General features: G+C 68.5%; 26 protein-coding genes, 1 tRNA gene and 1 pseudogene. 8 read left to right on the forward strand and 20 right to left on the reverse strand.

Going from position 1 to position 26,712, the window contains the following annotated elements:
* Positions 1-13 precede the first annotated feature (13 nt).
* A complete protein-coding gene (locus tag HD600_RS03375; RefSeq protein ID WP_184281508.1) occupies positions 14-1,249 on the reverse strand; it encodes a sugar ABC transporter substrate-binding protein in 1,236 nt (411 codons plus the stop codon).
* A gap of 235 nt (positions 1,250-1,484) precedes the next feature.
* Between HD600_RS03375 and HD600_RS03380 the strand changes: the two genes are divergently transcribed.
* Both HD600_RS03380 and HD600_RS14825 read left to right on the forward strand, forming a co-directional pair.
* Positions 1,485-1,976, forward strand: a complete 492-nt coding sequence (locus HD600_RS03380; protein ID WP_144792595.1) for a YajQ family cyclic di-GMP-binding protein — start codon at positions 1,485-1,487, stop codon at positions 1,974-1,976.
* 152 nt (positions 1,977-2,128) lie between these two features.
* Positions 2,129-2,452 (forward strand): annotated as a pseudogene (locus HD600_RS14825) (VOC family protein); the annotation flags it as partial.
* Between the two features lie 19 nt (positions 2,453-2,471).
* On the opposite strand, the gene HD600_RS03385 reads toward HD600_RS14825, so the two are convergent.
* Positions 2,472-3,653, reverse strand: coding sequence for an alpha/beta hydrolase (locus HD600_RS03385; protein ID WP_184281510.1), 1,182 nt, complete (start codon positions 3,651-3,653; stop codon positions 2,472-2,474).
* Between the two features lie 70 nt (positions 3,654-3,723).
* On the opposite strand from HD600_RS03385, the gene HD600_RS03390 reads away from it, so the two are divergent.
* The gene (locus HD600_RS03390; RefSeq protein ID WP_184281512.1) at positions 3,724-4,131 is read left to right on the forward strand and encodes a hypothetical protein; all 408 of its coding nucleotides are present in this window, start codon (positions 3,724-3,726) and stop codon (positions 4,129-4,131) included.
* 3 nt (positions 4,132-4,134) lie between these two features.
* Here HD600_RS03390 and HD600_RS03395 read toward each other — a convergent pair whose 3' ends face one another.
* The 4 genes from HD600_RS03395 to HD600_RS03410 are packed head-to-tail and all read right to left on the reverse strand — an operon-like array spanning position 4,135 to position 7,943.
* Complete coding sequence (locus HD600_RS03395; RefSeq protein ID WP_144792608.1) at positions 4,135-5,508, reverse strand: FAD-dependent oxidoreductase; 1,374 nt, start codon at positions 5,506-5,508, stop codon at positions 4,135-4,137.
* A gap of 37 nt (positions 5,509-5,545) precedes the next feature.
* Positions 5,546-6,607 (reverse strand): polyprenyl synthetase family protein, encoded by a 1,062-nt coding sequence (locus HD600_RS03400; RefSeq protein WP_184281514.1) that lies wholly within the window; start codon positions 6,605-6,607, stop codon positions 5,546-5,548.
* A 20-nt stretch (positions 6,608-6,627) separates the two neighbouring features.
* Positions 6,628-7,359, reverse strand: a complete 732-nt coding sequence (locus tag HD600_RS03405) for a class I SAM-dependent methyltransferase (RefSeq protein ID WP_184281516.1) — start codon at positions 7,357-7,359, stop codon at positions 6,628-6,630.
* Positions 7,356-7,943, reverse strand: a complete 588-nt coding sequence (locus HD600_RS03410; protein WP_338402130.1) for a DUF402 domain-containing protein — start codon at positions 7,941-7,943, stop codon at positions 7,356-7,358. The genes HD600_RS03405 and HD600_RS03410 overlap by 4 nt, the downstream gene beginning before the upstream one ends.
* A 56-nt stretch (positions 7,944-7,999) precedes the next feature.
* Between HD600_RS03410 and HD600_RS03415 the strand changes: the two genes are divergently transcribed.
* Positions 8,000-9,271: an isochorismate synthase gene (locus HD600_RS03415; RefSeq protein WP_338402131.1), complete on the forward strand. Its 1,272-nt coding sequence runs from the start codon at positions 8,000-8,002 to the stop codon at positions 9,269-9,271.
* 182 nt (positions 9,272-9,453) lie between these two features.
* Here HD600_RS03415 and HD600_RS03420 read toward each other — a convergent pair whose 3' ends face one another.
* The 4 genes from HD600_RS03420 to HD600_RS03435 form a co-directional block, all read right to left on the reverse strand.
* Positions 9,454-10,308 (reverse strand): polyphosphate kinase 2 family protein, encoded by an 855-nt coding sequence (locus HD600_RS03420; protein WP_184281518.1) that lies wholly within the window; start codon positions 10,306-10,308, stop codon positions 9,454-9,456.
* Positions 10,309-10,380: 72 nt separating this feature from the next.
* Entirely contained in the window at positions 10,381-12,051 is a 1,671-nt protein-coding gene (gene menD / locus HD600_RS03425) for a 2-succinyl-5-enolpyruvyl-6-hydroxy-3-cyclohexene-1-carboxylic-acid synthase (protein ID WP_184281520.1), read from the reverse strand.
* A complete protein-coding gene (locus HD600_RS14830) occupies positions 12,048-12,395 on the reverse strand; it encodes a PLDc N-terminal domain-containing protein (protein ID WP_184281522.1) in 348 nt (115 codons plus the stop codon). The genes menD and HD600_RS14830 overlap by 4 nt, the downstream gene beginning before the upstream one ends.
* 202 nt (positions 12,396-12,597) lie before the next feature.
* Positions 12,598-12,670 (reverse strand) — tRNA-Met (locus tag HD600_RS03435).
* Between the two features lie 146 nt (positions 12,671-12,816).
* Between HD600_RS03435 and HD600_RS03440 the strand changes: the two genes are divergently transcribed.
* Entirely contained in the window at positions 12,817-13,125 is a 309-nt protein-coding gene (locus HD600_RS03440; protein ID WP_184281524.1) for a DUF4229 domain-containing protein, read from the forward strand.
* Position 13,126: 1 nt separating this feature from the next.
* On the opposite strand, the gene HD600_RS03445 is transcribed toward HD600_RS03440, so the two are convergent.
* The 3 genes from HD600_RS03445 to HD600_RS03455 all read right to left on the reverse strand — a co-directional run bounded on the left by HD600_RS03445 (position 13,127) and on the right by HD600_RS03455 (position 14,988).
* The gene (locus tag HD600_RS03445) at positions 13,127-14,095 is read right to left on the reverse strand and encodes a 1,4-dihydroxy-2-naphthoate polyprenyltransferase (RefSeq protein WP_144792628.1); all 969 of its coding nucleotides are present in this window, start codon (positions 14,093-14,095) and stop codon (positions 13,127-13,129) included.
* 31 nt (positions 14,096-14,126) lie between these two features.
* Positions 14,127-14,417 carry a DUF4287 domain-containing protein gene (locus tag HD600_RS03450; RefSeq protein ID WP_184281526.1) on the reverse strand — a complete coding sequence of 97 codons (291 nt, stop codon included), beginning with the start codon at positions 14,415-14,417 and terminating at the stop codon, positions 14,127-14,129.
* Positions 14,418-14,529: 112 nt separating this feature from the next.
* Entirely contained in the window at positions 14,530-14,988 is a 459-nt protein-coding gene (locus HD600_RS03455) for an Lrp/AsnC family transcriptional regulator (RefSeq protein WP_144792634.1), read from the reverse strand.
* A 72-nt stretch (positions 14,989-15,060) separates the two neighbouring features.
* Here HD600_RS03455 and HD600_RS03460 point away from each other — a divergent pair, with 72 nt between their 5' ends.
* Together HD600_RS03460 and HD600_RS03465 are read left to right on the forward strand one after the other, a co-directional pair.
* The gene (locus HD600_RS03460) at positions 15,061-16,485 is read left to right on the forward strand and encodes a DUF6421 family protein (RefSeq protein ID WP_184281528.1); all 1,425 of its coding nucleotides are present in this window, start codon (positions 15,061-15,063) and stop codon (positions 16,483-16,485) included.
* A 101-nt stretch (positions 16,486-16,586) separates the two neighbouring features.
* Positions 16,587-17,231 (forward strand): SDR family NAD(P)-dependent oxidoreductase, encoded by a 645-nt coding sequence (locus HD600_RS03465; protein ID WP_184281530.1) that lies wholly within the window; start codon positions 16,587-16,589, stop codon positions 17,229-17,231.
* Between the two features lie 60 nt (positions 17,232-17,291).
* Here the strand turns inward: HD600_RS03465 and HD600_RS03470 are convergent, their stop codons facing one another.
* Positions 17,292-18,752 (reverse strand): MFS transporter, encoded by a 1,461-nt coding sequence (locus tag HD600_RS03470; protein WP_184281532.1) that lies wholly within the window; start codon positions 18,750-18,752, stop codon positions 17,292-17,294.
* A gap of 48 nt (positions 18,753-18,800) precedes the next feature.
* Between HD600_RS03470 and HD600_RS03475 the strand changes: the two genes are divergently transcribed.
* Entirely contained in the window at positions 18,801-19,868 is a 1,068-nt protein-coding gene (locus HD600_RS03475) for a beta-eliminating lyase-related protein (protein WP_184281534.1), read from the forward strand.
* Positions 19,869-19,944: 76 nt separating this feature from the next.
* Here the strand turns inward: HD600_RS03475 and HD600_RS03480 are convergent, their stop codons facing one another.
* The 6 genes from HD600_RS03480 to HD600_RS03505 form a co-directional block, all read right to left on the reverse strand.
* The gene (locus tag HD600_RS03480; RefSeq protein ID WP_184281536.1) at positions 19,945-20,964 is read right to left on the reverse strand and encodes a 2-hydroxyacid dehydrogenase; all 1,020 of its coding nucleotides are present in this window, start codon (positions 20,962-20,964) and stop codon (positions 19,945-19,947) included.
* A complete protein-coding gene (locus HD600_RS03485) occupies positions 20,961-22,292 on the reverse strand; it encodes an MFS transporter (RefSeq protein WP_184281538.1) in 1,332 nt (443 codons plus the stop codon). The genes HD600_RS03480 and HD600_RS03485 overlap by 4 nt, the downstream gene beginning before the upstream one ends.
* Positions 22,293-22,430: 138 nt before the next feature.
* Positions 22,431-23,807, reverse strand: a complete 1,377-nt coding sequence (locus HD600_RS03490; RefSeq protein ID WP_338402132.1) for an MFS transporter — start codon at positions 23,805-23,807, stop codon at positions 22,431-22,433.
* Positions 23,808-23,960: 153 nt separating this feature from the next.
* Entirely contained in the window at positions 23,961-24,731 is a 771-nt protein-coding gene (locus HD600_RS03495) for an SDR family NAD(P)-dependent oxidoreductase (RefSeq protein WP_144792654.1), read from the reverse strand.
* A gap of 14 nt (positions 24,732-24,745) precedes the next feature.
* The gene (locus HD600_RS03500; protein ID WP_184281540.1) at positions 24,746-25,714 is read right to left on the reverse strand and encodes a 3-hydroxyacyl-CoA dehydrogenase family protein; all 969 of its coding nucleotides are present in this window, start codon (positions 25,712-25,714) and stop codon (positions 24,746-24,748) included.
* A 26-nt stretch (positions 25,715-25,740) separates the two neighbouring features.
* Positions 25,741-26,688 (reverse strand): sugar phosphate isomerase/epimerase family protein, encoded by a 948-nt coding sequence (locus tag HD600_RS03505; protein WP_184281542.1) that lies wholly within the window; start codon positions 26,686-26,688, stop codon positions 25,741-25,743.
* Positions 26,689-26,712: the final 24 nt, after the last annotated feature.

A 26,712-nucleotide genomic window follows, 5' to 3' on the forward strand; every position in this document is an offset into this window, starting at 1 on the left:
CTCTGCGAACTGATCAGCCGATCGCAGCCTGGATGTCGGCTGCCATCTTGGCCCACAGGGATGCCGGGTCTCCGCCGTTGATGATCGCGGTCTCGGTCACACCCCAGAACTCCCACACGGCTCCCATCTCGGGGATGCTCGGCATCGGGACGGCGTTGGCGCCGACCTCACCGAATCCGGCGGTGATCGGGTCGCCGGCCACAGCGGCCTCGAATGCCGAAGTCAGGGCGGGCGCGCGGCCACCGACCTCATACAGAGCGGTCTGCACGTCTTCGCTGCCGATGTAGTTCACGAGGAACTCGTTGGCCGCGAGGCGGTTCTCGCTCTCGGCGCTGAGGAAGAAGCCCTGCACGCCGGCGAACGGCTGGGCGTCCTCACCACCGGCGGACGGGATCGGGTCGACGGCGATGTCCAGGCCGGCGTCGATGGCATCCGGAGCGTTCCACGGACCGGTGAGGAAGAACGGCGACTTGCCGGAGTTGAAGTTCTCCTTGGCGAGGTCACCGGTGATGTTCGTGTTGAGGACGCCGGCGGCGCCCTGCTCGCCCAGCCAGGTGGCGAAGGCGGTGCCGCCCTCGTTGCCGATCTGCAGGTCGGCCGGGTCATAGCTGCCGTCGGATGCTGTTCCGAAGACCGGTGCGCCGAAGGACGTCTGGAACGGGTACAGGTGGTAGGGATCGGCCGCTTCGGGGTCGAGGCCGACGAGGAACGGGTACTCGGTGCCCGCAGCCTCGCCCTTGGCGATCATGTCGGCGAAGTCGGTGGGCGCCTCCGGCACGAGCTCGGTGTTGCGCAGCAGCGCGATGTTCTCGATCGCGTAGGGGACGCCGTAGGTCTGACCCTCGTAGCTCCACGCGTCGATCGCGACCTGCTCGAACTCTGCGGCCTTGTCGCCCAGCTCCACGGGAGCGACCACACCGTTGGTGGACAGCACGCCCAGCCAGTCGTGCGCGCCGACGGCGACGTCGGGTCCTTCTCCGGTGGGGACCTGCTGGACGAACTGGTCGCGGATCTCGCCGAACTCCTTCTGGACGAGGGACACCTTGACGCCGGTGTCCTCGGTGAAGGCCTCGGCGGCATCCTCGAGCACGCCCGCACGGTCGGCGTCGACCCACACCGTGATCTCGCCCGAGAAACCGGCGTCGCCGGAGTCGGACTCTCCGCTGTTGCCCGCGCATCCTGCGAGCGTCAGCGTGGACACGGCCGCGATCGCGCCGAAGGCGACGATGCTCTTCTTGTTCACCCTCATTGGTGTTGCCTCTCTTAGTGCTGGTGGCTGCTCGCATGTACTGCAAGCGCTTACAGTATGCATGGTCGCGCTTACACATGGCAATGTCTTTCGCCGCTGATATCAAGCTGTGACCGAACGGTGTGCGGGGATGATGCCGTGGAAGCGCTTCCAAGGCGGGTCGGGCCGACGGGGCACCGTACGCATGCCCCCGCACCGCCCGGCGCAAACGGACATGCTCGGGTAGATTTGCAACATGGCTTCGGACTCCAGTTTTGACATCGTCAGCAAGGTCGACCACCAAGAGGCGGAGAACGCCCTCAACCAGGCGCGCAAGGAGGTCGAGCAGCGCTACGACTTCAAGGGCACCGGTGCATCGGTGGAGTGGAGTGGCGAGTCCATCCTGATCAAGGCGAACACCGAGGAACGGGCCAAGGCCGTCCTCGACGTCTTCCAGTCGAAGCTCATCAAGCGCGGGATCTCGCTGAAGAGCCTCGAGTCCGGCGAGCCCTTCGCCAGCGGCAAGGAGTTCCGCATCGTCTCCACGCTGAAGGACGGCATCTCCTCGGAGAACGCCAAGAAGATCTCCAAGATCATCCGCGACGAGGGCCCCAAGGGCGTGAAGAGCCAGATCCAGGGCGACGAACTGCGCGTGCAGTCCAAGAGCCGCGACGACCTGCAGTCCGTCATCGCCCTGCTCAAGGGCTCTGACCTCGACATCGACCTGCAGTTCATCAACTACCGCTGAGACAAGCCACCACGGCTCTGCCTGAGCGACTCCGCGTCGCACCCCGACCGCGACAACCACGGCATCGGCTGCGAATGGTCCTGACCGGCGGAATCGTCTCTGCCCCATAAGCCACCCTTGCCGTCGGCGTCCGCGTCAGCAGAATGGGTTGCATGACGGACAGTAACGCACCCCGCCAGCTGCGCCTGGTCATCGAGACCGACGACTTCGACAGCACGCTGCGCTTCTATCGAGACGTCCTCGGCATGCCCGAGCAGCTCGCCTACTCGAAGGAAGACGACAACAGGGTCGCCATCCTCCACGCAGGCGTCGCGACGATCGAACTCGCGACGCGGAATCACGCCAGGAGCATCGACGACATCGAGGGAGCGCCGCATGCGCCGGGCACCCTGCGGCTCGCGCTCGAAGTGACCGACACCGAGGATGCCGTGGCCACCGTGCGCGACGAAGGTGTCGAGGTGATCGCCCCGCCCGTGCGCACACCGTTCCAGAGTCTCAACGCCCGGGTTCAGGGCCCTGCGGGCTGGCAGGTGACGTTCTTCCAGGAACTGGAGTCGCCTGAGCAGCGCGCCGAACGCGAAGGCTCCGCCACCACCGACGATGAGCGGGCTCAGCCGGAGCGACCTCGACCCTGTTCGCGGCCGCCCACCCCGTGACCCATCGGTCCAGCCGTGCGTAGGCGTCATCGCGGGCCTTCTTGCGCGAGAGGAAGACGTCGTGCAGTGCGCCGTCGATGCGCTCGACCGTGACCGACGCGCCGAGCTTGAGGGAGCGGTGGGCGATGTCCTCGACGACCAGCACGGTGTCAGCGGAGGTGAGCTCGTCCGACCACCGCGTCGGCACCGCGGATCGTGCAGACAGCAGCACGCACACCGGAACGGGGATGCCGAGGCCCTCGGCCACCGCCCTGTGCCCACGGAGGATCGCGCTGAGCCAGCCTGCGTGCACAGGCATGGCAGGAACAGGGCGCCACTTCGGATCGGTCTCCATGAGGTCGTCGGAGTCGGCCACGGCCGCCTGCGCGCGAGCATAGAAACCGAGGTCGATCTGCGGCGCGGAGTCGAGCGGCCGCAGTCGCGCCTGCAGATCGACCACCGGCGTGATCGCCGCGCGCAGCGGCGCGATCTGGAACTCCAGCCACGGCGAGTTCAGGATCACGGCATCCACCAGGTCGGGGTGCCGTGCAGCCCACAGGCTCAGCACGAGCCCGCCCGTGGAGTGCCCGACGAGGATGAGTCGACGGCGACCGCCGGTGGCCGGAGCATCCGCTGTCATGACATCGAGCGCCGCGCGGATGTCCTCGTCGTAGGTCTCCAGGTGCGACACGTAACCGGGCGTCTGTCCCTCGCGCAGACTTCTGCCGTACCGGCGAAGGTCCAGCGCGAAGAACCGGGCGCCCTTCGCGGTCCAGAACCGCGCAAGGCGCTTCTGGAAGAAGTAATCCGACCAGCCGTGCACGTACAGCACATCCACGCCGTCGAGCATCGGTCGAGCATCCTCCACCGCCACGCCGCGCACGCGCCTCGAGAATCGCTCCCACCCGTTCGGTCGTGGTGCCGACGGCTCAGGCAAGGCCCGCACCAGCGTCGCCTCGACGTCCCCCTGATCATCCGGGCCGAGGCGCAGCGTCCGCTGCTCGAACTCGTCGCCGAGGACGTCGGGCATCCAGGTCGTCATGTCATACACACTATCGACCACCGCCGGGCACCCTATGCTGAGGCCACGACCACCGGAAGGACCCGAATCCATGTCGCCACTTCGCCGCCCCCTGCTTCGCACCGGCGCACTCGCCCTGGCTGCAGGCACCATGATCGCGCTCGTCGGATGCGCCGCATCGGACGACGCCGCAGACGCTGGCAGCACCGGCACGATCACCCCGGTGATCGTCGACATCAACGAGATCGACGGCACCACGATCCAGGTCGTCGAGGGGAACGTCATCGACCTGACCGGCGACGACGACACCTACCTGGACTGGACCGCCGACATCGCCGACACCTCGGTCGTCGAGTTCACCCCTGGCAAGGATGACGGCAGCGCACAGTTCAACCCCGGCCTCACGGCTCTGAGCCCCGGCGAGAGCGAGGTCGCCCTCGACAACTCCGCCAGCGGCGACACCGTCACCTTCACGGTCGAAGTGACCGCGAAGGACTGACGCTCACTCCCCGCGGGAGATCCGCACCATCTCGTCGCGGGGGACCACCTTGATGCGCGCCCGCTCGTGCGGGGCGCCGAGGTCGATCTCGTGCGCGTCCAGGCGATGCCATCCGTCGAGATCCGTCCACGCGACCCCGCGCGATTCCAGCAGCGCAGGGATCGCCTCCTCTTCAGGGTGCTCGGGCTGCCACCACGAGCCCTGGTCGTTCACCAGGTGCTGCACGGTTTCCATCGCGTCGGACTTGGTGTGCCCGATGAGACCGACCGGACCGCGCTTGATCCACCCGGTGGCGTAGACGCCGGGGACGCGCTCGTTGGAACTCTTGGCGATCACCTGACCCTCGCGGTTGGGGATCACGCCGTGGCGCTTGTCGAACGGGACGTCCTTCAGCGGAGAACCGAAGTATCCGACGGCCCGGTAGAGCTGCCCGATCGCGAGCTCGCGCATCTCGCCGGTGCCGCGGAGGCCGCCGGAGCCGTCGGGCTCCGTCCGCTCGTAGACGATCGCGGCGACCTTGCCGTCGGCATCCGTCTTGATCTCGACGGGCTTCGCCCAGAAGTGCAGGTGAAGGCGGCGGCTCGCCTCGCCACCGGCGTTGTTGACGGAGGGGCGGGTCCGCCACTGCTGCAGCACACGGTCGATGACCTTGACCTGCTTGTTGCTGGCGATGGCATCCAGCGACGCCTGGTCGTAGTCGAAGTCCTCGTCGTAGACGACCATGTCGACGTCGCGCAGCTCACCGAGCTCGCGGAGCTCCAGTGGGGTGAACTTCACCTGCGCGGGGCCGCGGCGACCGAACACGTGGACGTCGGTGACCTTCGAGGCCTCGAGACCCGCGTGCACGTTGTCGGGGATCTCCGTCGGCAGCAGGTCCTCGGCGTGCTTGGCGAGGATGCGCGCGACGTCGAGTGCCACGTTGCCGTTGCCGAGGACGGCGACGGATTCGGCATCCAGCGTCCAGTCGCGCGGGACGTCGGGGTGACCGTCGAACCAGCTGACGAAGTCCGCTGCTCCGAAAGACCCGTCGGCGTCGATCCCCGGGATGTCGAGGGCGGCATCGCGGATCGCACCGGTGGCGAAGATGACCGCGTTGTAGTGCTCCTTCAGGTCGGCCAGCGTGATGTCCTCGCCGAAGCGCACGTTGCCGAAGATGCGGATGTCACCACGGTCGAGCACGTCCCTGAGCGCGTTGATGACGCCCTTGATGCGCGGGTGGTCGGGGGCGACGCCGTAGCGCACCAGCCCGTACGGCGCCGGGAGCTGCTCGAACAGGTCGATCGAGACGTCGAAGGAGCGCTCCGTCTTGAGCAGGATGTCTGCGGCGTAGATGCCCGCCGGCCCTGCGCCGACGATGGCCAGCCTGAGCTTGGTCATGGGTGTCCTTTCGGATGCTGCAGTGATCGACGCGCGATCATCTGCTGCGGTCTGCAAGAGTTTCAGCGAAGCGCACGAGGGCCTGCCGCACGGTGCCCTTCGGCAGCGGTGCGAGCGCGTCGACCGCGTCGCGCGTCCAGGAGCCGGCCAGCTCGAGCGTCTGCTGCGTGACGACATGGTCGCGCAGCTCGGCGAGCGGTCCGTCGAGGATGTCGGCCTCCGCGCCGTCGGCGATCTTCGCCACTCCGTCGTCGATGCGCTCGGCGAGTGCGACGGACGCAGCATCCGTCCGGGCCTTGAGCAGCAGGTACGGCATGGTCGGTACACCGGCACGCAGATCGGTACCGGGCACCTTGCCGGTCTCGGCGGGGTCGGCGGAGAGATCGATGACGTCGTCGAGCAGCTGGAACGCGACGCCGATCTTCTCGCCATACACGCGCAGCGGCTCCTCGTAGTCGGCCGGGGCGTTCGAGAAGATCGCGCCGCCCTGCGTCGCCGCGGCGATCAGTGAGCCCGTCTTGTCGGCGAGGACCTGGAGGTAGAACTCGATCGGGTCGTCGCCGTCCTGTGCGCCCACCGTCTCGTGGAACTGCCCCATGACCAGGCGCTCGAACGTGTCGGCCTGGAGTCGGATGGCACGATCGCCGTACTTCGCCATGAGCTGGCTGGCACGGGAGAACAGGATGTCTCCGGTGAGGATGGCGACGTTGTTGCCCCACACCGCGTGCGCCGCGGGGACACCGCGCCTCCGGTCGGCGCCGTCCATGACGTCGTCGTGGTAGAGCGAGCCGAGGTGCGTCATCTCCAGCGCCTTGGCGATGTCGATCACAGCGGGGATGTTTCCGTCGCCGAGCTGAGCCGTGAGCAGGGTCAGCACCGGCCGGATCCGCTTGCCGCCGGCCTCATAGAGGTAGCGGGCGGATGCGTCGGCGATCGAGTCGGCGACGTGCAGCTCCTCGGCAAGGCCGGTCTCGACGAGATCCAGGCCGTCTTCGATCTGCAGGGCGATGCGACGCGCGGCCGGACCGACGAACACGCGGTCGCTGAAGCCGAGCCGGCTCGCGAGGCGCGAGCCCGGGGCGGCGGGGCTCGAAGTCACAGTCTCAGCCTACCGGTGGCTCATGGGTGCTCGGTCGCACCCGCGGGCTTGGTCGCCCTGTGCAGGGCGACGATCCCGAAGGTCAGGTTGCGGTAGGCGACGTCGGTCCACCCGGCCTCGCGGATCCACGCCGCGAGCTTCTTCTGGTCCGGCCAGTCACGGATGGACTCGTTGAGGTAGTCGTACGCGTCGCCGTTGGTGCCGGCAAGTCGTGCCACGCGGGGCAGGACCTGCGCGTTGTAGAACCGGTAGAGACCGCGGAACACGGGGTCGGGCGGGGTCGAGAACTCGTTGATGACGAGGCGCCCACCGGGCTTCGTGACGCGGAAGAGCTCAGCCAGTGCCACCTTGGGCTGCTGGACGTTCCGCAGCCCGTACGACATCGTGACGGCGTCGAACTCGTCGTCCGCGAACGGCAGGTCCATCGCGTCAGCGAGGGCGAAAGTGAGGTTCGACAGGTGGCCGTGCCTGCGCTTTCCCTCTGCGAGCATGCCGGGCGAGAAATCGGCGGCGACGACGTCAGCGCCACTGGCGGCGAGAGATGCCGAGGAGGATGCCGTGCCCGCTGCGAGGTCGAGGATCCGCTCTCCGCGCTGCGGCGCGACGGCCCGTGTCGTCGCGGCCCGCCAGATCGCGTCGTTGCCGAACGTCATCACGGTGTTCGTGCGGTCGTAGCCGGGGGCGACCTGGTCGAACATCCCGCTGACGCGCGACGGATCCCGATCGAGGTCTGCGCGGTTGGGCTCGGTCATCCGTCCAGTCTAGGTCGGTCCAGCCTGAGCGTTTCCAGGCGGTCGAGCCAGGCGTCGGCCGTCGCGTCGTCGAACGGCGCGACCAGATCGCGCACCCTCTCCTCGAGGTCGAGGGTGAGCGCCTCGAGATGCGTCATGACATCGGCCGGATACCCGTATCGGACGCTGTGCTCCGCCCACTCGTCCCGGTCGTCGACCCACGTGCCGTTGGGTCCTTCCGCCGGGTCCCGCTCCTTCTCCAGGCGGATGACGTCGAGGTCCATGTCGATGCCGGTGGCCAGGAGCGGGTCGTTCGGAGACCAGCGGACGTCCCAGCCGAGATCGATGTAGATCCGCATGCCGATCGGATGCGCGCGGTTGACGGTGAGGGCGTGGTCGGCGGACGGCGGTACGAGCGTGACGTTCGGCGCCTCGGCGTGGAACTCGGCACCAGGGCGGACGCTGTGCCATCCGACGGGCTGACCGACCCAGTCGCCCCACTCGTCAGCGCCGAGGTAGACGCACTCGTGACGCCAGTGCGGCGAGCCGTCCCACTTGCGCCACTGGAAGATCATCGGGGTGCCGGGTGCAGGGCGCGTTTCCACCTCGTCAGCCTAGTGCGGGCATCCGGACGCATCGGGGGGAGAACTATCCTGGGAGGGTGACCACCCGCCTGATCGTGCAGACCCGAGAGTTCGATCCGGTCGAGGACCTCCTCGCATACGCCGCCCCCGATCGCCCCCTGGCGTGGCTCCGCCGCGGCGACGGAATCGTCGCGGTCGGCGACGGGATGCCGGCGATCATCCGCGTCGCGGCCGGTGAAGGCCCGCTCCGCAGCGCGATCATGGCGGATGCCTGGCGCGAACTGACCGCCCACGCCGACGTCGACGACCCGGTGGGGCTCCCAGGGACGGGCCTGGTGGGATTCGGCGCGCTCACCTTCGACGAGGGCTCAGGGGCGGACAGCGTCCTCATCGTGCCCTCGGTCATCCTCGGCAAGCATCAGGGACGCGGGTGGATCACCCGCATCGCTCCGGTGGGCGAGGACCTCCCCCAGGATCAGCCGGATGCCACGCTCGAGCCGAATCCGTACGGGGCGCACTGGGCTGGCACGGTCGGCCCCGGCGCCCAGTCCCCCGAGGGCTACCAGTCGTCGGTGCGCGCCGCGCTCCAGCGGATCGGCAGCGGCGAGATCGGCAAGGTCGTGCTCGCGCGGGACCTCGCCGGGACCATCCCCGCCGGCTCCGACCTGCGACGTCTCGTGCGCGCCCTGTCCGGCGGCTACCCCGACACGTGGACGTTCGCCGTCGACGGACTGATCGGCGCGAGCCCCGAGACCCTGGTGACGGTGCAGAACGGCGGCGTCACCGCACGTGTTCTCGCCGGCACGATCGGCCGCGGCGCGGATGCCGACGAGGATGCCGCGGCCTCCGCGCACCTGGCATCCAGCACGAAGGACATCGACGAGCACGAGTACGCTGTGCAGAGCCTGCTCGAGTCGCTGCGCCCGCATGTGCGCGCGATGGCCTCCAGCGAACAGCCCTTCCTGCTCAAGCTCCCCAATCTCTTCCACCTCGCCACCGATGTGGAGGCGGAGCTGTCCGACGGCGGGTCTGCTCTCGACCTCGTCGGCGCCCTGCATCCCACCGCGGCTGTCGCGGGGACACCGACCCCTGCGGCCGTGGCGGCGATCCGGGAACTCGAGCCGTTCGATCGCGGTCGCTATGCGGGCCCCGTCGGCTGGATCGACGGCAACGGCAATGGCGAGTGGGCGATCGCCCTCCGATGCGCGCAGTTCGTCGCGGGGGATGACGGCGCGAACATCGCTGTGACGGCCTATGCCGGAGCGGGCATCGTCGCCGCGAGCGACCCGGAGACGGAGCTCCTCGAGACGCGCGTGAAGTTCCGGCCGCTGGTCGACGCGCTCGCGTAGGCACAGGCCCCGGCGGCCGAGGCCGGCACGGGGCATCCGGCACGCGGCATCCGGCACGCGGCATCCGGCACGACCGCTGCGTGGCCACAACTCCGGAGAATCACCGCATTCCGGGCCTCCGCCGACCGAAGAATCGCGGATCGGTGAAGAATCTCCGGAGTTATGCCCCGGGGCGCGCGAGCTCAGCTCGCGGCGAGCCGGGCCTTCTCCGCCTCGACGTCGTAGTCGGCGGCCGGCCACTGCGGGTCGATGTCCTCGAGCGCGGCGAGCAGCAGCTCCTGCACCGCGAGCCTGGCGTACCACTTGCTGTCGGCCGGAACCACGTGCCAGGGAGCGCCGGGGCGGGAGGTGCGGTCGAACACGGCCTGATACGCGTCCATGTACTGCGGCCACAGCATCCGCTCGTCGACGTCGCCCGGGTTGTACTTCCAGTGCTTGTCCGGGCGCTCCAGCCGTTCCATGAGGCGGGACTTCTGCTCCTCCGGCGAGATGTGCAGCATCACCTTGACGATGCGGGTGCCCGATGCGGCCACCCGTTCCTCGAACTCGTTGATCGCGTCGTACCGTCGCTCGATCTCGGCGTCCGGCGCGAGCGAACGGACCTTGCCGATGAGCACGTCCTCGTAGTGGGAGCGATCGAAGACGCCGATGCGCCCGTGCTCCGGCAGCTGCTTCTCGATGCGCCAGAGGAAGTCGTGCCTGCGCTCCTCGTCCGTCGGTGCCTTGAAGCTCGCGAGCGACACCCCCTGCGGGTCCACGCCGCCGACGACGTGGCGTACGATCCCACCCTTGCCCGCCGAATCCATCGCCTGCAGCACGAGCAGCACGGCGTCATGCGCCTCCCCCACCTGACTTGCCGCGAACAGGCGCTCCTGCAGCTCGCCGAGCGCCTCGATGCCTGTGGCGAGATCCTTCGCGCCGTCCTTCTTGCCGCCCTCGTACCCTGGGCGGCTGCCAGGATCGACGTCACTGAGACGGAACCCGTCCCCCACTCGTAGGAGTTCGGTCGCCTGGCCTGTCCATCCGCGGGTGCTCATGTCCCCATCGTGCCCGAGCCCGGCGGTCGAGCACGGCGTACGACACGCCGCAGGATCGCGTGGGCGACAGGGTCAGCGCGGGAGCGGGACCTCGATGATCTGCGGTCCTGGCACCGGGGAGGTGAGCGCCTGATCGAGGGCGGCACGGGTGGTGACCCGGCTGTACTCCCACCCGTAGGCGGTCGCGAGCTGTTCGATCGCCACGGCCTGGGGCGTGTAGAAGGCGCGGTCGAGGTCCTCGCGGGGGGCGGATGCTGCGACCTCCAGCCCGTCGAAGATCGTCCCGCCGCCGTCGTTGCCGACGATGACCTGGATGCGACGCTTCGGCTCGTCCGGTGGGAGCAGCAGCGCGCCGACGTCGTGCAGGAACGTGAGATCGCCGAGGACGACCCGGGTCACACCGGCGGCACCCTCGGCTTGGCTGGCGATCGCGATGCCCGTCGCCGTGGAGATCGTGCCGTCGATGCCGGCGAGCCCGCGGTTGGAGTGGACCGGCACCTTCTTGCCCCCGAGCACGGCGTCCGCCACACGGACGAGGCGTGACGAGCCGAACATCAGGCGGTCGTGCGGCCAGGTCGCCCGCCAGACGGCATCCACCAGCAGTTCGCGATCCAGGGGGCGACGCACCGCCGCCAACTCGGCGCGCATCGCGTCTCGGCGGGCGGCGAGATCGGTGGAGTGCAGACCCTCCTGATCCGGCGCGGTCTCGGAGAGGTCGACGACCGAGTCCGCGGAGGCGCGCATCCACGCCCCGAGCCATGCCCGGTCGGCTTCGCCGTCCGCGACGACGACGGATGCCGCAGACCTCGTGCGTCCGTTCAGATCGAGCGCCTCCCCTCCTGAGCGGACCGCGACGATGTCGATGTCGTCGCGTCGCAGGAGAGCGGTGACCTCTCGGCTGAGCGTGGGGTGTCCGAGGACGATGACGCGTTCGATGCGTCCGCCGAGCTCCGGATCACCGAGGTGCCCGCGATAGCCGTGGACGATGTACCGGCCGAAGCGCGCCCCGCTGACGATCTCGGCGACGAGCGGCCACGACCCGGCGTGGGAGACCTCTTCTGCCGCCGGCCCCGCATCGGCTCCGGCGACGACGACGGTGCGAGGGCCGCGCTCGAGGACGAACGCGCCTTCGGCGTCGGGCCGCGGGGCATCGCCCGGCTCGGCGCGGTAGTCGGCGGCCAGCGCACTGGAGAGCGGTTCGCGGCTGGGAAGGTTCAGGTGCACGGGGCCGGCGACGCCGGGGAGCCCCGATGCCTGGTCGCTCGCCCCCATCGCCGCCGCGATCGCCCGTGCTCCGAGCCCGTCCCAATCGCCGTCTCCCGGGACCGGTGCGTCGTGCTGCCAGCGCACGAATGCGCCGAACAGCCCCGGCTGCACCGTCGCCTGGTTGGCGCCGACGCCGCGCAGCTCCGGCGGGCGGTCCGCGGTGAGCAGCAGCAGTGGGACCCCGGAGTGGAAGGCCTCCATGGTGGCGGGGAGGAGATTCGCCGCCGCGGTGCCTGATGTGCAGATCACCGCGGTGGGCACGCGCGTCTCACGGGACAGCCCGAGTGCCGTGAACCCGGCGACGCGTTCGTCGATCCGGACGTGCACGCGCACCGTTCCCTGCCGTGCGAGGTGCGTGGCGGCGAGCGCGAGCGCCTGCGACCGGGAGCCGGGCGAGATGACGATGTCGCGCACCCCGGCGCTCACGAGCTCCGCGAGGAGGGATGCCGCAGCATCCGCCGCGGGCGCTGTCGTCATGAACGAGAGTCCGCGGCCGGTCCGTCGGTCTCGTCGTCGAGGCGAGCGAGCTCTTCTTCCAGACGGCGGATCCGCTCGTCCTGCTCCGACTTGCCGATGCTCCGGAGGAACTCGGGGTCGTCGTCCGGCGCGACGGGCCGCATGCCCTCCTGGTCGCTGCGCCGGCGCCTGCCGAGCACGAACCAGAGGATGCCGCCGAGGACCGGGATGAGGACGACGATCGCGATCCACGCACCCTTGGGCACACCGCGGTGCCGCGTCGCCGGCTGCACTGCGCAGTCGACGATGCTGAACACCCAGAAGACGAGGGCCAGGAAACCCCCGACGATCAGTACTCTCGCCACCCTTCCAGTGTAGGCGGGATATTCGATGACCGCCCTGAGAGCCTGCGGCGCGAACTCCGACACCGCCCGCGCGCCCGGGCGGTCGAGCGGCTCCGTTGGGCTGGTTCGGCCGCACGCATGCAGGGCCGACGCACGGATGCAGGGCGCACGGACGGCGTTTCGTCCTGCATCCGTGCCTGCGCCCTGCATCCGTGCGGTGTCGACGCGACGGCGGGAGTCGAACCCGCAGCACTTTCAGGTATGAGCCGAAGCCCGGGACCACCCGGATCGTCGCGATGGCCCCGACGCTACCGGCCACCCGACTGCCTGACCAGCGGACCGGGCGAACATGTCATCGCGAGTCGTCGGATGACGACGTGTGACGCGGTGGGCGCGAGGACCGGCCCGGGATCCGCACAGCCGCGCGGCCTACAATGGCCGCATGAAGTTGCCGCCCATTCTCGTGTACTCCGTGCTGCGGCTGCTGGCGTTCCTCGTCCCGCTCGGCATCATGTGGTTGTTCCCGATCATGCGGGAGTACTGGTGGCTGACGGCGATCTTCGCCGCCCTGATCGGCATGAGCCTGTCGATCCTGTTCCTGCGCCGCCCGCTCTCCGGTGCATCGGCCGAGATCTACGAGCGGCGAGCCGCACGCGGCTCGGCCGCCAAGAGCGCCGCAGCGGAGGATGCCGAAGCGGAGGATGCCGCGCTGGACGCGGCCGCCGACTCGACGCCCACTCACGAGAACTGACTCAGGCGACGAACGCCCAGTAGAGCGCACCGGCGTACAGCAGCGCCGTGAGGGATGTCAGCCCCAGCGCGACGACCAGCTCGCGCGGCAGTCGGTACGTCCACACGATGAGGATCGCGGGGAGACCGGCGAGCAGGCCGAGCAGGCTGAGCCACGCGATCGGGTACAGCAGCGCCATGAACCCCGCGAGGACGAACGGCACGAGCATGAAGACCGTGTAGACGGACTTCGTCGCCGTCCGACCGATGAGCACCGTGAGCGTGCGCTTGCCGACCTCTCGGTCCTGATCGATGTCGCGCAGGTTGTTCGCCAGGAGCACCGCGCATGCGAACAGACCGGCCGCGATCGCTCCGAGCCACGCCTCCAGCGGCAGCCGGAAAGCCTGGACCCACGTCGTGCCGAGCACCGACACGAGCCCGAAGAAGATGAAGACGAAGACCTCGCCGAGGCCCGCGTACCCGTACGGGCGCTTGCCGCCGGTGTAGAACCACGCCGCGGCGATGCACGCGACACCGACCGCCAACATCCACCACTGTCCTGTACGGATCACGATCGCGAGCCCGACCAGCGCGGCGAGCGCGAACAGGGACAGCCCGATGATCAGAACGTGACGCGGGTTGACCCGTCCCGACGCCGTCAGGCGCGCCGGCCCCACCCGGTGCGCGTCGGTTCCCCGGATGCCGTCGCTGTAGTCGTTGGTGAAGTTCACGCCGATCTGCAGCAGCACGGCGACCGCGAGGCAGGCCAGGGCGATGGCCCAGTGGAACTCGCGGTCGACGAGCTGTGCCGCCCCTGTACCGATGACGACAGGCGCGACCGCGAGCGGCAGCGTGCGCAGTCGCGCGGCCCCGATCCAGTCCTTCACGGTGATGGGCGGCGCTTCGACGATGGGGCGCCTGGCCGGGTTGCCGCTGGTGCGGGCGGGCTTCCGCCTGGTCGATGAGGACTTGCGCTTCGAGGATGCTGCCACGGAGAGAAGTGTAGTCGCGGCGAAAGCGCCCCTACGGGTTCGGGTTGCTCGCCTTGCCGTCCAACCACAGGGTGTCGCTGGGATCGGCGTGACTTCCCTCGGAGCCGACGTGCTTGGCGGAGATCTGCGGCCCCTTCGTGATCACGTGCACGATCGCCATCCCGTGGCCGCGACCGAGGTCGTAGTCGTCCTTCAGCCACTCCAGGATCGGGCCGGCCTTGGTCCCTTCGCCGAACCCCTTCTCCTTCGCCAGCTCGATGAGCTGCCGCGGCGTGAGTCCCGTCTTGTCCTCGACCGCATCGAGGTACGCCTGGAACGACATGATGCTCCCGTCTCGTCGCGCGGCGGGTGACCGCGATCTGCGTCCAGTCTCCTCGGAGCGGCCTCGGCCGTCCAGTGGTCACAGCGACGGCTGCGAGCGTCGCGCGGGGGCCTCAGCCCTCCGGCGTCTCCACGGCGATGGGCCGGTTCTCGTAGTAGGTCTGCAGGACGACGGTCGTGCGCGTGCGCACGTTGGCGACGGCGCGGATGTCACCGACGAGCTGCTCCAGCGCGCGCGGTGAGGTGACGCGGACGAAGAGCATGTAACTGGCATCACCCGCGATCGAGTGGCATGCCTCGATCTCCACGAGGTGTTCGAGCAGCTCGGGGGCGTTGTCGGGCTGCCCCGGATCCAGAGGCGTGATCTCGATGAAGGCCGACAGGGGTTTGCCGAGCGCCTCGGCGTCCAGCACAGGGCGATAACCGGTGATGACCCCGCGCGTCTCCAGTCTGCGCAGCCGGGACTGGACCGCCGACGTCGACAGTCCCACCGCCTCTGACAGCTGCGCGAGCGTCGCCCGGGCGTCGCGGGAGATCTCGGCGATGATTCCGCGGTCGACAGCATCCTCCATAGATGGAAGAATAACCGCATATTCAGTTGATCGCCGGAAATTTTCCGGCATGCCTTGCGATCGGAGGTCCCGATGTCCACTCCCCTTCACACCACTGCCATCATCGGCGAACCCGAGGTCGTCGAGGATGCCGCCACCGCCGAGAACAGCGCGGCATGGCGGATGCTGAAGGACGCGGCCATCGCGATCCGTGAGCTGCAGGTGAAGGACGGCTCGATCCCGGGCGCTGCAGACCCGGAGACGCACGCCGCCGCGACCGAGCACGTCGCCGCCATCACCGCCGGCATCCGCGCTCTCGCCCCCGCCTTCCCGCACGACGCCGAGTACCTCGCCGCCTCCGTCGCGGACTTCGAGCGCTGGGCGTCCGAGGGCTTCGGCGTTCCCGACTTCCTCGACTCGCTCGTGGCGTTCCAGCCGCAGCAGCACCGCACCGACGGCATCCGTCACCTCGTCGTGTTCCCGATGTATACGCAGAACGGATCGTCCGACCGCCTGATCGAGGCGCTCATCGTCGAGGCCATCTGGCCGGAGTTCATCGCCGCCCTCGAGGCCGGCGACTACGGCAACAAGCTGTTCGTGTCGCTGCGTCTGGTCGACTTCACCCCCGGGTACGACACGAACTCGGCTGTGCTGTTCCCGGAGACCGTCGCGATGCGCGAGATCCCCACCTTCACGTGGGGCGCGATCTTCCAGGACCGCGAGGCCGCCCGGTACCGCCGCGTCGTCCGTGCCGCGTCCGAGATCACCAAGCTCGAGCTGCCGGATGCGGCCGCGCGGATGCTGGACGATCAGGACCTCACCGAGAAGACGTTCGTGATGTGGGACATCATCCACGACCGCACGCACATGCGCGGCGACCTTCCGTTCGATCCGTTCATGATCAAGCAGCGGATGCCGTACTTCCTCTATTCGCTGGAGGAGCTGCGCTGCGACCTCACCGCGTTCCGCGAGTCGGTCGCGATCGAGAAGCGGCTCTCGGCGCAGGACAGCATCTCCGCGGTCGAGCAGGAGATGCTCGAGCACGCCGGGCTCGTGCAGTACGCGGTGATCTTCGACCGCATCTTCCGGTTCGCCATCACCGGCAGCCGCGTGCGCAACTACGACGGGCTGGGCGGTCAGCTGCTGTTCGCGTGGCTGCACCAGCGCGGCGTGCTGCACTGGACCGACACCCGCCTCACGTTCGACTGGGACGCCGTGCCGGATGCCGTGATCGCGCTGGGCGAGGCGATCGACGACCTCTACTGGCGCTCGATCGACCGCCCGAAGAAGGCGCACTGGCTCGCCGCCTACGAGCTCGTCCGGAGCGTCCTCACGCCCAACCCGGCATCCGTCTGGGCGCGTGGCCTGTCGGACGAGGTGCTGGCCGGGCTGCCGAAGGGCTACACCGACGCGGTCATGGACGACGAGTTCCCGCTGTCGATGTTCTTCGAGGCGCTCGAGAAGAAGATGCGGCCCGTCATCGAGTCGACCTCGGGCATCCGCGCCGGCGATGAGTGAGCACGTTTCTCGCAGAACAGCACGCTTCTCGCACGTTTCGCCGGAATTCCTGCGAGGAGCGTGCGCATCTGCGAGCTCGGTGCTGCTGACGGGTGGGTCGGATGGCTGATCTCACCGCGCGCACCGTGGTGCTCGCCGGCGCGACGAGCGCCGCGGGGGTCGCGGTCGCGCGGGCGCTGGTGGATGCCGGCGCCCGTGTGGTCGCGACGGGGCGGTCCGCTCAGCGTCTGGGGGCACTGCGGGACGTCGGTGCGGAGATCGTGGTGGCGGATGCGACCTCGATCTCCGCCATGCAGCAGGTGGCGGGCACGCTCGACAGCGTAGATGGGGTCATCCCGCTGGTCGGCGGATGGCGCGGCGGCGGCGGCCTGGCGGGGCAGTCCGACGAGGACTTCGCCGCCCTGCTCCCGGCTCTCGAGGCCGTCCGCGCGACCTCTCGGGCCTTCGCCCCCCTGCTGCAGGCGTCGACCGCCGGGCGCTTCGCGATCGTGTCGTCGACCGCGGTCGCCCGCCCGCTCGCCGGTGGCGCCAACTACGCCGCAGTCAAGGCCGCCTCTGAGGCATGGGCACGCGCGGTGGCGCACGGGTTCACCAAGACCGCGCGGGATGCCGGGGAGCCTCTGCGCGCAGCATCCGTGATCCTCAGAGCCAAGGCCCTGGATCCTGAGACCCTGGCCGAGGCCGTCCTCGGCTTGTGGGACCAGGGTGCCGACGAGCTCAACGATCGGGTGCTCGACCTGGCCTGAATCCCGCGGCCAGCAGGACCGACTCAACCTGCTCGCTCGCGCGCCGGCCGCTGCCGCATCTCACCCCTGCGACCCGGTCGGCGGCAATCCCGGTACGGGCGGTGGCGCGTCCTGCGCCGCAGCCTGACCGGGCAGCGGCGGCGCCGCAGCCTCGCCGTCGTCACCCTCGCCGTCGTCACCCTCGCCCTCACTGCCGGGAATGGCCTGGTGCGGCGCGTTCTCGTACAGCGCGGTGAGTGTGCGGTACGAACGCGTGAAGAACGCCAGGGTCGTCGCGATCACCATGATGATCCCGGCGAACAGGCAGACCAGCGCGATACCGCGCGCCTCGCCCTCGCCCAGCAACCAGCCCCACCGGTCCTGGCCGGCCGGGCTGTCCATGTACGGGATGATGAGGAACTCGGCGATCGGGGCGATGAGGAACGCCGTGATCGGCGCGGCGCTCGCCTCGAGGGCTGCGGCCGTGCCGAACACGCGCCCCTGCCGCTCGAAGGGCACCACCTTCTGGATCACCGTCTGCTCCGCCGCTTCGACCGGCGGCACGAGCATCATGTAGAGCCACATGCCCGCCACGTACAGCGGCCACCACTCGCGAAGCATGAACACCGCACCCAGCAGCCCCATGGCGATCACGACGAGCAGCATCGTCTGCACCGGCCGCTTGCCGAGCCCGAACTTCGCCACCAGCGCCCCTCCGATGAGGAACCCCGTCGAGGCGAATGCCAGCGCGATCCCCCACAGCTGCGCATTGAACAGCGTCAGTCCGTACGGATCCATGAGCGCCATGTAGACGCCCCCGATGAGGTTGTTGAATGTCGAGAAGATGATCAGCGCGAACAGCCCGGGCGCGAGGCGGATCGCCTGCACGCTCCCGCGGAAGTCGAGGGCTCCCGACGAGCTCGGATCGGGCTGCGGCTCGGCTTCGGGGATCCGGATGAGGAGCAGGTGGACGAACGTCACCCCCATCGCCACGATCGCGATGATCAGGGTCCACCCCATCCCGAGGAAGCCGATCGACAGCCCGGAGAACACGCTCGTGACGAGGAACGCGATGCCCTGCACCGTGCCGACCAGCCCGTTGGCGTTGGCGCGCCTGTCCTCTTCGATCAGCAGTGTGACCGTCGTCGACAGGGCGATGTTGCGGAGTTGCTCGATCACGCCACCGAACAGGATGATGCCGGCGAACAGCCAGAACCACGGCGCACCGAGGTCAAGCAGCTGACTCTCGCTGAAGAACAGATACAGCACGCCGGCGACGCCGAACGCCACGGCGGACACGACGCTCGAGAGCACCATGACGGCGTGCTTGCGATGCCGGTCGACGACCGTGCCGAACACCATCGCGAACAGCGCGACGAACAGCATGTAGGCGCCGCCGATGATCCCGGTCGCGAGAACGGACCGCGTCTCGATGTAGACCCAGAAGGTCAGGGCGAACCACAAGAAGCTCGTCGTCACATTGGCGATGAGGGTGTTGATGAGGACGTTCGCGAATGCTCGTTTCGCTGCAGTGCGCTCCATGCGAACGAGGGTAGACCCGGGCACCGACATCCGACATAGGCTGTTGTGGTGAACAGCCTGCATGACCCCGCGATCCGGGGATTCGCGTCGGACAACTACTCCGGCATCCACCCCGAAGTCCTCGCCGCCATCGCAGCGGCCAACGACGGTCACCAGATCGCCTACGGCGAAGACCAGTACACCGAGCGGCTGCAGGAGGTCTTCCGCAGCCACTTCGGAGAAGGAGTGGAGGCGTTCCCCGTGTTCAACGGCACGGGGGCGAACGTCGTCGGCCTGCAGTCGATGCTCCCCCGCTGGGGTGCCGTCATCGCGGCATCCACCGCCCACATCAACGTGGACGAGGGCGGGGCCCCTGAACGGATGGGCGGCATGAAGCTGCTCACCGTCCCGAGCGAGGACGGCAAGCTTACCCCCGAGCTCGTCGACCGTGAGGCATGGGGCTGGGGCGACGAGCACCGCGCACAGCCGCTGGTGGTCTCCATCACCCAGTCGACCGAGCTCGGCACGCTCTACACGCCGGACGAGATCCGCGCCCTCGCCGATCACGCGCACGGTCACGGCATGCGGCTGCACATGGACGGCTCGCGCATCTCCAACGCCGCCGCAGCGCTCGATCTGCCCTTCGCCGCATTCACCAGGGACGTGGGCGTCGACGTGCTCAGCTTCGGCGGCACGAAGAACGGTGCGATGGTCGGCGAGGCGATCGTCGTGCTCGAGCCCGAGGCATCCGACGGTCTCATCTACAGCCGCAAGTACTCCATGCAGCTGTCCTCCAAGATGCGCTTCGTCTCCGCGCAGCTGATCGCGCTGCTGGAGGGCGACCTGTGGCTGCGCAACGCGTCCCACTCCAACGCCATGGCGCAGCGCCTGCGCGCCGGCATCGAGGCAGGACTCGCCGACGGCAGCATCCGCGGCGTCGAGTTCACCCAGCCGACGCAGGTCAACGGCGTGTTCGCCACGCTCCCCGTCGGCGTCGCCGACCGTCTGCGCGAGGTGTTCCGGTTCTACGACTGGGATGCAGCGCGGCGCGAAGTCCGCTGGATGTGCAGCTTCGACACCCAGGAATCCGACGTCGACGCGTTCGTCGAGGCCATCGGGCGACTCACCACCTCCTGATCCCGAACACAGATGACGATGCCCTGACCGGAGTCAGGGCATCGTCATTTTTCGCGCGAGGAGCAGCGCGGTCCGCTCAGCCGGCCGCTGCCGCCGCCTTCGCCCATCGCTCATGCTCGAGGGCACGGGGGTTGAGGACCCGCGGCGGGACACGTCCGTCGGCGACCGCGATGAGCGACTCGTTCGCCTGCGTCACGACGGCCTGCGTGTAATCGTCCGTCCAGCACAGCGCATGCGGTGAGAGCGTGACGTTGTCCAGCGACAGCAACGGGTCATCAGGCGCAGGGGGCTCCGGGTCGAAGACGTCCAGTCCGGCAGCGCGGATGGTGCCGTCCATGAGCGCGGCGGTGAGCGCCTTCTGATCGACCAGACCTCCCCGCCCGACGTTCACCAGAGCCGCGGTGGACTTCATCTGCGCCAGCTCTGCAGCCCCGATCATTCCGCGCGTGGACGGATTGAGCGAGGCGCACAGCACGACGACGTCGGCCGCTGCCAGGGCATCGGCCATGGGCAGCATCGGCACTCCGAGCACGTCGGCCTCGTCGCTGCGCCCGCGCCGGTTGACTCCGACGACCCGGTGGCCGATCGCGAGCAGCATCCGCGCCGCCTCCGCCCCGACGCTGCCGAAACCGACGATCGCGACCGTCGCGCCGTCCGTGTCGACTCCGCGCCAACGGCCCCGGTCCTCCCACCGGTCCTCGACGGTGATCCGGTGCTTCTGCACGAGGTTGTGCGTGACGGCGAGCACCAGCGTCACCGCGGCCAGCGCGAGCGGTCGACGGATGGCATCCGGCGTGTTGGTGACGAGCACGCCGGCGTCGCTGCACGCCTCGAGGTCGATGGTGTCGTACCCGGCGCCGAAGCGCGCCACATGCCTGAGCCCGGGGGCCGCGGCGAGGACCTTCGCGTCGAACGTGCGGTGCCCGAGCGCGTACACGGCATCGAGGCCGGCGAGGTCACTGTCGTCATGCGGATGCGCGTCGATGATCTCCCACTCGATCCCCGCCGCCTCGAGCTGATCGAGCGCGAGATCGCCGTGGACGCTCGACCCATCCGGCTCGATCGCCTCGTTCGTGATTCCGATGCGATAGGTCATCGAGCATCCTCCTTCAGCGCGGCCATCGGCCGACGGACCAGCACCATGTAGGCGACCGCGGCGAGCGCCGCGATGACGCCACCGATGATGAACGACGGCGCGTACGAACCGGTCGCGTCGGCGATGATCCCGGTCAGCAGCGGCGCGAAGGCTCCGCCGAAGTATCCGCCGAAGTTCTGGATCGCACCGACGGAGGCCACCTGAGAGGTGTTGACGATGTCGCCGGGCATCGCCCACGCGGCTGCCTGCATCGTCGCGACGAATCCGAGAGCGACGGTCATCACGATCATCGCCAGGGTGAGGTCTCCCACGAGAGGGATGAGGCAGATCAGGACTCCCGCAGCCACCGCGGCCACCGACATGACGCGACGCTTGGCCGTGAGCGCATCGAGGCCCGATGCCTTGGTGTACCTGGTCATCACCCAGCCGCCGGTGATCCCGAGGACGGCGGCGCCCAGGTACGGGATCGCAGCGAGCCACCCTGAGCCGGCGATGCTGACACCGCGCTCCTCCTGCAGGTACAGCGGCAGGAAGACGATGAAGATGTTCCAGATCCAGATGACGCAGAAGAATCCGGCCATCATTCCCCAGATCTGACGGTGCGCGAACAGCTTCAGCCACGGCACCTTCGCGGCGCCGACGTCCTGCTTCTCCGCCTCAGAGGTGATGTGAGCGAGTTCCTCATCCGAGATCGCGGGGTGCAGTTCCGGCCGGCGGTAGAAGATGTAGAAGGCGACCGCGAGGATGATGCCGAGCAGGCCGAGGAAGACGAAGATCGCCTGCCAACCGAATGCGATCATGATGCCGGTGAGGATGGGCGGCGCGATCGCCGGACCCCACTTCGAGCCGGAGTCCCAGATGGCCGTCGCCTGTCCTCGTTCGGAGCGCGGGAACCAGTCAGCGGTCAGACGCGCGCTCGCCGGGCCGTTCGGAGCCTCGGTCACCCCGAGCAGGAACCGGAATGTGACGAAGTGCCACAGCGTCGTTCCGATCGACATGAGCGCCGTCGCGATGGACCAGCCCGCGATGGCCAGGAAGTACATCCTCCGCGCGCCGAGTTTGTCGACCAACCAACCGGCCGGCAACTGCGCGAACGCGTACGTCCAGCTGAACACGGTGCCCAGCAGGCCGATGTCGGTGCGGGTGAGGCCGAGCTCCTCGATCAGCGCCGGCGCCGCGATGGAGATCGCACTGCGGTCCATGTAGTTCACGATGCCGGCGACGAGTGCCCACCCCAGGATCCACCAGCGCAGATTCTTGATCGTGCGCCTGGCGGCCGTCTCACGCCCGTGCTTTGCGGGACGTTTCTCCGTCACAGTCTGATTCATGACACTCCTTCGTGCTCATCAGGGGTTTCGCAGGCGCGCGAATGCGCGCCGCAAGATCATCGGGCGCAGGTAGCGCGCGATGCGATCGGTATGTCGAGGCGAGGGGATGCCGACGGTGCCGTGCATCCCCTCGCGGGCTCAGTGCCCCGGTGCCGGAGCGTTCTCCTCCAGCAGTGCGTCGGCCTTCGCGCTGAAGAAGCGCGTCGCCCACATCATCACAGCGGCGAGGAAGGCGAACGCTCCGAGCGAAACGACGCCCCATGCCCCGCTGTCCGTCGGAATCGACTCGTTGATTCCGGTGCGCATGATCGGAGCGACGAACCCACCGAGATTTCCGAGCGAGTTGATCAGGCCGATACCGGTCGCCGCGGCGGCACCGGTGAGGAACGACGTCGGGAACGACCACGTGATCGGGCCGACCGAGAGGAATGCGCTCACCGCGACGGTGATCGCCACGATGCCGAGCAGGCTCTGCCCGTTCGCCCCGGCCCATGCCGACACGAGGATCGCCGAACCGGTGACCAGGAAGAAGAGGGCACCCCACACGCGGCGGCGCTTGATGCTCGTCGCGTGTTTGCCGACGTAGTAGCAGGCGAACAGGCCGACCGCCCACGGAATGGCGGAGACGAGGCCGACCTGCCAGCCGACCGACTGGCCGATGAGAGCGGACACCTGCTGCGGCAGGTAGAAGGTCGTCCCGTAGACGGCGATCTGCAGGCAGAAGTAGATGACGGTGAAGTACCACACCTTCCAGCTCAGCAGCGCGGCGCCGATGCCTCGCGGCCCGTCCGACCCCTTGACCGTGTCCTCGTGCTCCATGATCTGTCGCAGGGCGAGCTTCTCGGCATCCGAGAGGAACTTCGCCTTCTGCGGCGAATCGACGAGGAAGAAGAACGCGGCGACACCGGCGACGACCGCCATCATGCCCTCGACGAAGAACATCACCTGCCATCCGGCCCACGGGGTCACCTGGTCTCCGAAGCTGATGAGTCCGCCGGACAGCGGCGCACCGAGCATCTGCGAGAAGGGCTGGGCGAGGTAGAACAGCGCGAACATCTGAACGCGTCGCTTGTTCGGGAACCACTGCGACAGGAACATGATGACCCCGGGGAAGAGCCCCGCCTCGGTCACACCCAGCAGGAAGCGCAGGACGATGAACATCGTCTCGCCGTTCACGAAGGCGAACGCCGTGGCGACGATTCCCCAGGTGATGGCGATGCGCGCGAGCCAGAATCGCGCGCCGAACTTGTCCAGCAGCAGGTTCGAGGGGATCTCGAAGATCGCGTAGCCGATGAAGAAGATGCCGGCACCGAGCGCATACGCTCCTGCGGTGATATTGCGGTCCATCTCGAGGGCCTGCTCCGCGAAGCCGACGTTGGTGCGGTCGAGGAACGCGACGAAGTACAGGATGATGAGCATCGGCATCAGGCGGAACGTCGCCTTGCGGATGCCGCTGGCCAGGTGCGGACTGGCCAGCAGCGTCTGCGTGGTCGGGCCTGGTACGTGATCGGACACGTGACTCTCCTTTGAGTGGGGGTTCTTGGGACTGTTCAGATCAGCCGACCAGCGATGGAATGATGAGCGCGAGGCCGACGCCCACGCAGATCACGCCGAGAACGAGGAAGGCGATGCGGCCTTTGGACCAGGTGGGGGTCATGTCGGTCACCGTCAGTGCATGTAGAGGCCGCCGTCGACGTTCAGGGTCTGACCCGTCACGAAGCCGGCGTTCTCGCTGATGAGGTAGGCCACCGCGGCGGCGATGTCCGTCGGGGTTCCGATACGAGGCAGAACACCGTCTGCGGCCATCGCGGCCTTGCGCTCGTCCGTCAGCGTCCCGCCCATGATGTCGGTGTCGATGGGCCCCGGTGAGATCACGTTGGCGGTGATGCCGAGCGGACCGAGTTCACGGGCGATGGAGCGCATGAGACCGATGACGCCGGCCTTCGACGCCGAGTACGGCGTCTTGGAGAAGGTTCCTCCCCCGCGTTGCGCCGACACGGACGAGATGCCGACGATACGGCCGACCCGGTTCTCCGCCAGGGTGCGAGCGACGCGCTGGGTGATCCAGTGCACGCCTTCGAGGTTGATCGAGTTCACCCGGTGCCATTCCTCCGGCGTCACCTCGAGGTACGGCACGGGAGAGGAGACGCCGGCGAAGTTGACCAGCGCGACGGTCTGCGGCAACTCGGCCTCGATCGCGTCCACGGCGGCCACGGCCTGCTCGCGGTCGGCGACATCGGCGCCGACGCCGACCGCCCGGACGCCGTGCGCCTCGGCGACCTCGGCCGCGGTGCCGGCGGCCGCTTCGGCGTCGACGTCGATGATGCCGACGTTCCAGCCCTGTTCAGCCAGGTGGAACGCCGTGCCGCGGCCGATGCCGCGCGGGCTTGCGGCGCCCGTGAGGATGACGGTGCGCTCGGTGGGGAATGTGACGGTCATCGTCGATGCTCCGATCAGTGGGCGGGGTGGATGGGGGCGGGGCCGAGCTCATCCATGAGCTTCTTGATGGCCACGTACGCCTTGTTGCGGTACGCGATCAGCTCAGGAGTGCGGTCCGCCGGCACGTCGAGGAATCCGGCACCGGTCTTCGTGCCGAGCTTGCCTGCGGAGACGAGGTCGTCGAGGATCTTCGGCGTCGCGAAGCGCTCGGGGAACTCGGTCTGCAGCGAGGCGTAGCAGAACGAGTAGACGTCGAGGCCCGCCATGTCGGCGATCGCGAAGGGGCCGAACACCGGAAGACGGAACCCGAAGGTGGTGCGGACGATGGTGTCGATGTCCTCGGGGGATGCGACGCCCTCTTCGACCAGCTGGGTCGCCTCATGGAACAGCGCGTACTGCAGACGGTTGAGCACGAACCCGGTGGCGTCCTTGATGCGTGCGGTCTCCTTGCCGGTCGCGGCGACCAGCTGCTCGACGACAGGAAGGATCGCCTCGTCGGTATCAGCGTGCGGGATCAGTTCGACGCCGGGGATGAACGGCGCCGGATTGGAGAAGTGCACACCGAGGAAGCGCTCCGGGTTGACGACGGCTTCGGCGAGCTTTCCGATGAGGATCGTCGAGGTGTTGCTGCCGATGATCGCGTCGGGTGCTGCCGCCTCCGAGATGCGGCGAAGCGTGGCGTGCTTGATCTCGATCTTCTCCGGGACGGCCTCCTCGATGAAGGAAGCCCCGGCGACGGCATCCTCGATCGTCGCCGCGCTGACGCGCTCGGCGATGATCGTCGCGGCATCAGCCGGGAACAGGCCGTCGGCGGCGAACTGACCTGCCTCCTCGATGAGTCGTGCGAGGTTCTTCTGGGCGACCTCGATGTCGACATCCGCGATGCGCACGTCGGCGCCGGAGAGAGCGAGGGACTGAGCGATGCCCCCGCCCATGTAGCCGCTGCCGATGACGGCGTAGACGGGACGTTCCTGGGTGGTCATTTTTCGTCTCCTTGGATCGGATGCGGTCAGTTCTGAGCGGACTCTGGAAGAAGCGTGCGCAGGTAGTCGCGGTTGGTCGCGCAGACGCCGAGGCTGTCTCCGCCGTACTGCTCCATCAGGAACGGGCCGTTGAAGCCCAGCTCGATGGCGCGCGAGACCGTCTCGCGGTAGTTGATGAGGCCGAGCTCCATGCTCGTGGGCACGGAGGTCTGCCACGACCCGTCGGCGGACTCGTCGCGGGTGTAGTTCTTCACATGCCAGTAGTTCGCATACGGGAGCGTCTTCTCGTGCATCTCGAGCCAGTCCTCGATCGGACGGTGCAGACGGATGAGGTTCGCGATGTCGGGGTTGAGGCCGACGTTGTCGAGGCCGATCTCCTCGATCAGGCGAACCGCGCTGTCCGCCGTGCCGAGGTACGTGTCCTCGTACATCTCCAGGGACATCGGCAGACCGACGGATGCTGCGTGCTCACCGAGTTCGCGCAGACGCGTCACCGCGAGCGCCCGGGTGTCCGCGTCGTCGGGATCGACAGGGCCCTGTGCGGTCCAGAACCACAGCGCCTTGCGCTGAGCCTCCGTGAACGGCTGGTGCAGGCCCGTCGAGAAGATCTTCATCCCCATCTCAGCGGCCGCGTCGATCGCGCGGTGCGCGTAGGCGAGGTTCTGCTCGCCCTTCCCCGGCTCGATCACGCTCTGGCGCTGGACGTGCGCCGAGATCAGATCGATGCCGTGGCGGCGCGCGACAGCGGTCAGCTCTCCGCGCCGCGCGGGGGTCAGATCTGCCGGCCGGATGTGGCTGTCGGCGATCTCCACGGCGTCGAATCCCACGCTCGCGACCCGGCGGAAGATGCCGTCCCACACGTCGGGGCTGGCGTCGTGCAGGCGCGTGCCGTCCCGCAGCACCGGTGAGAATCCGTGCATGCAGACGGCGATGGGCCAGGTCTCACGGGTGTGAGGTTGTGCGGGTGCAGCCATGACGACTCCATTGACGTGGAGATC

The sequence above is a fragment of the Microbacterium ginsengiterrae genome (genome assembly GCF_014205075.1).
In the GTDB taxonomy this organism is placed as follows: domain Bacteria; phylum Actinomycetota; class Actinomycetes; order Actinomycetales; family Microbacteriaceae; genus Microbacterium; species Microbacterium ginsengiterrae.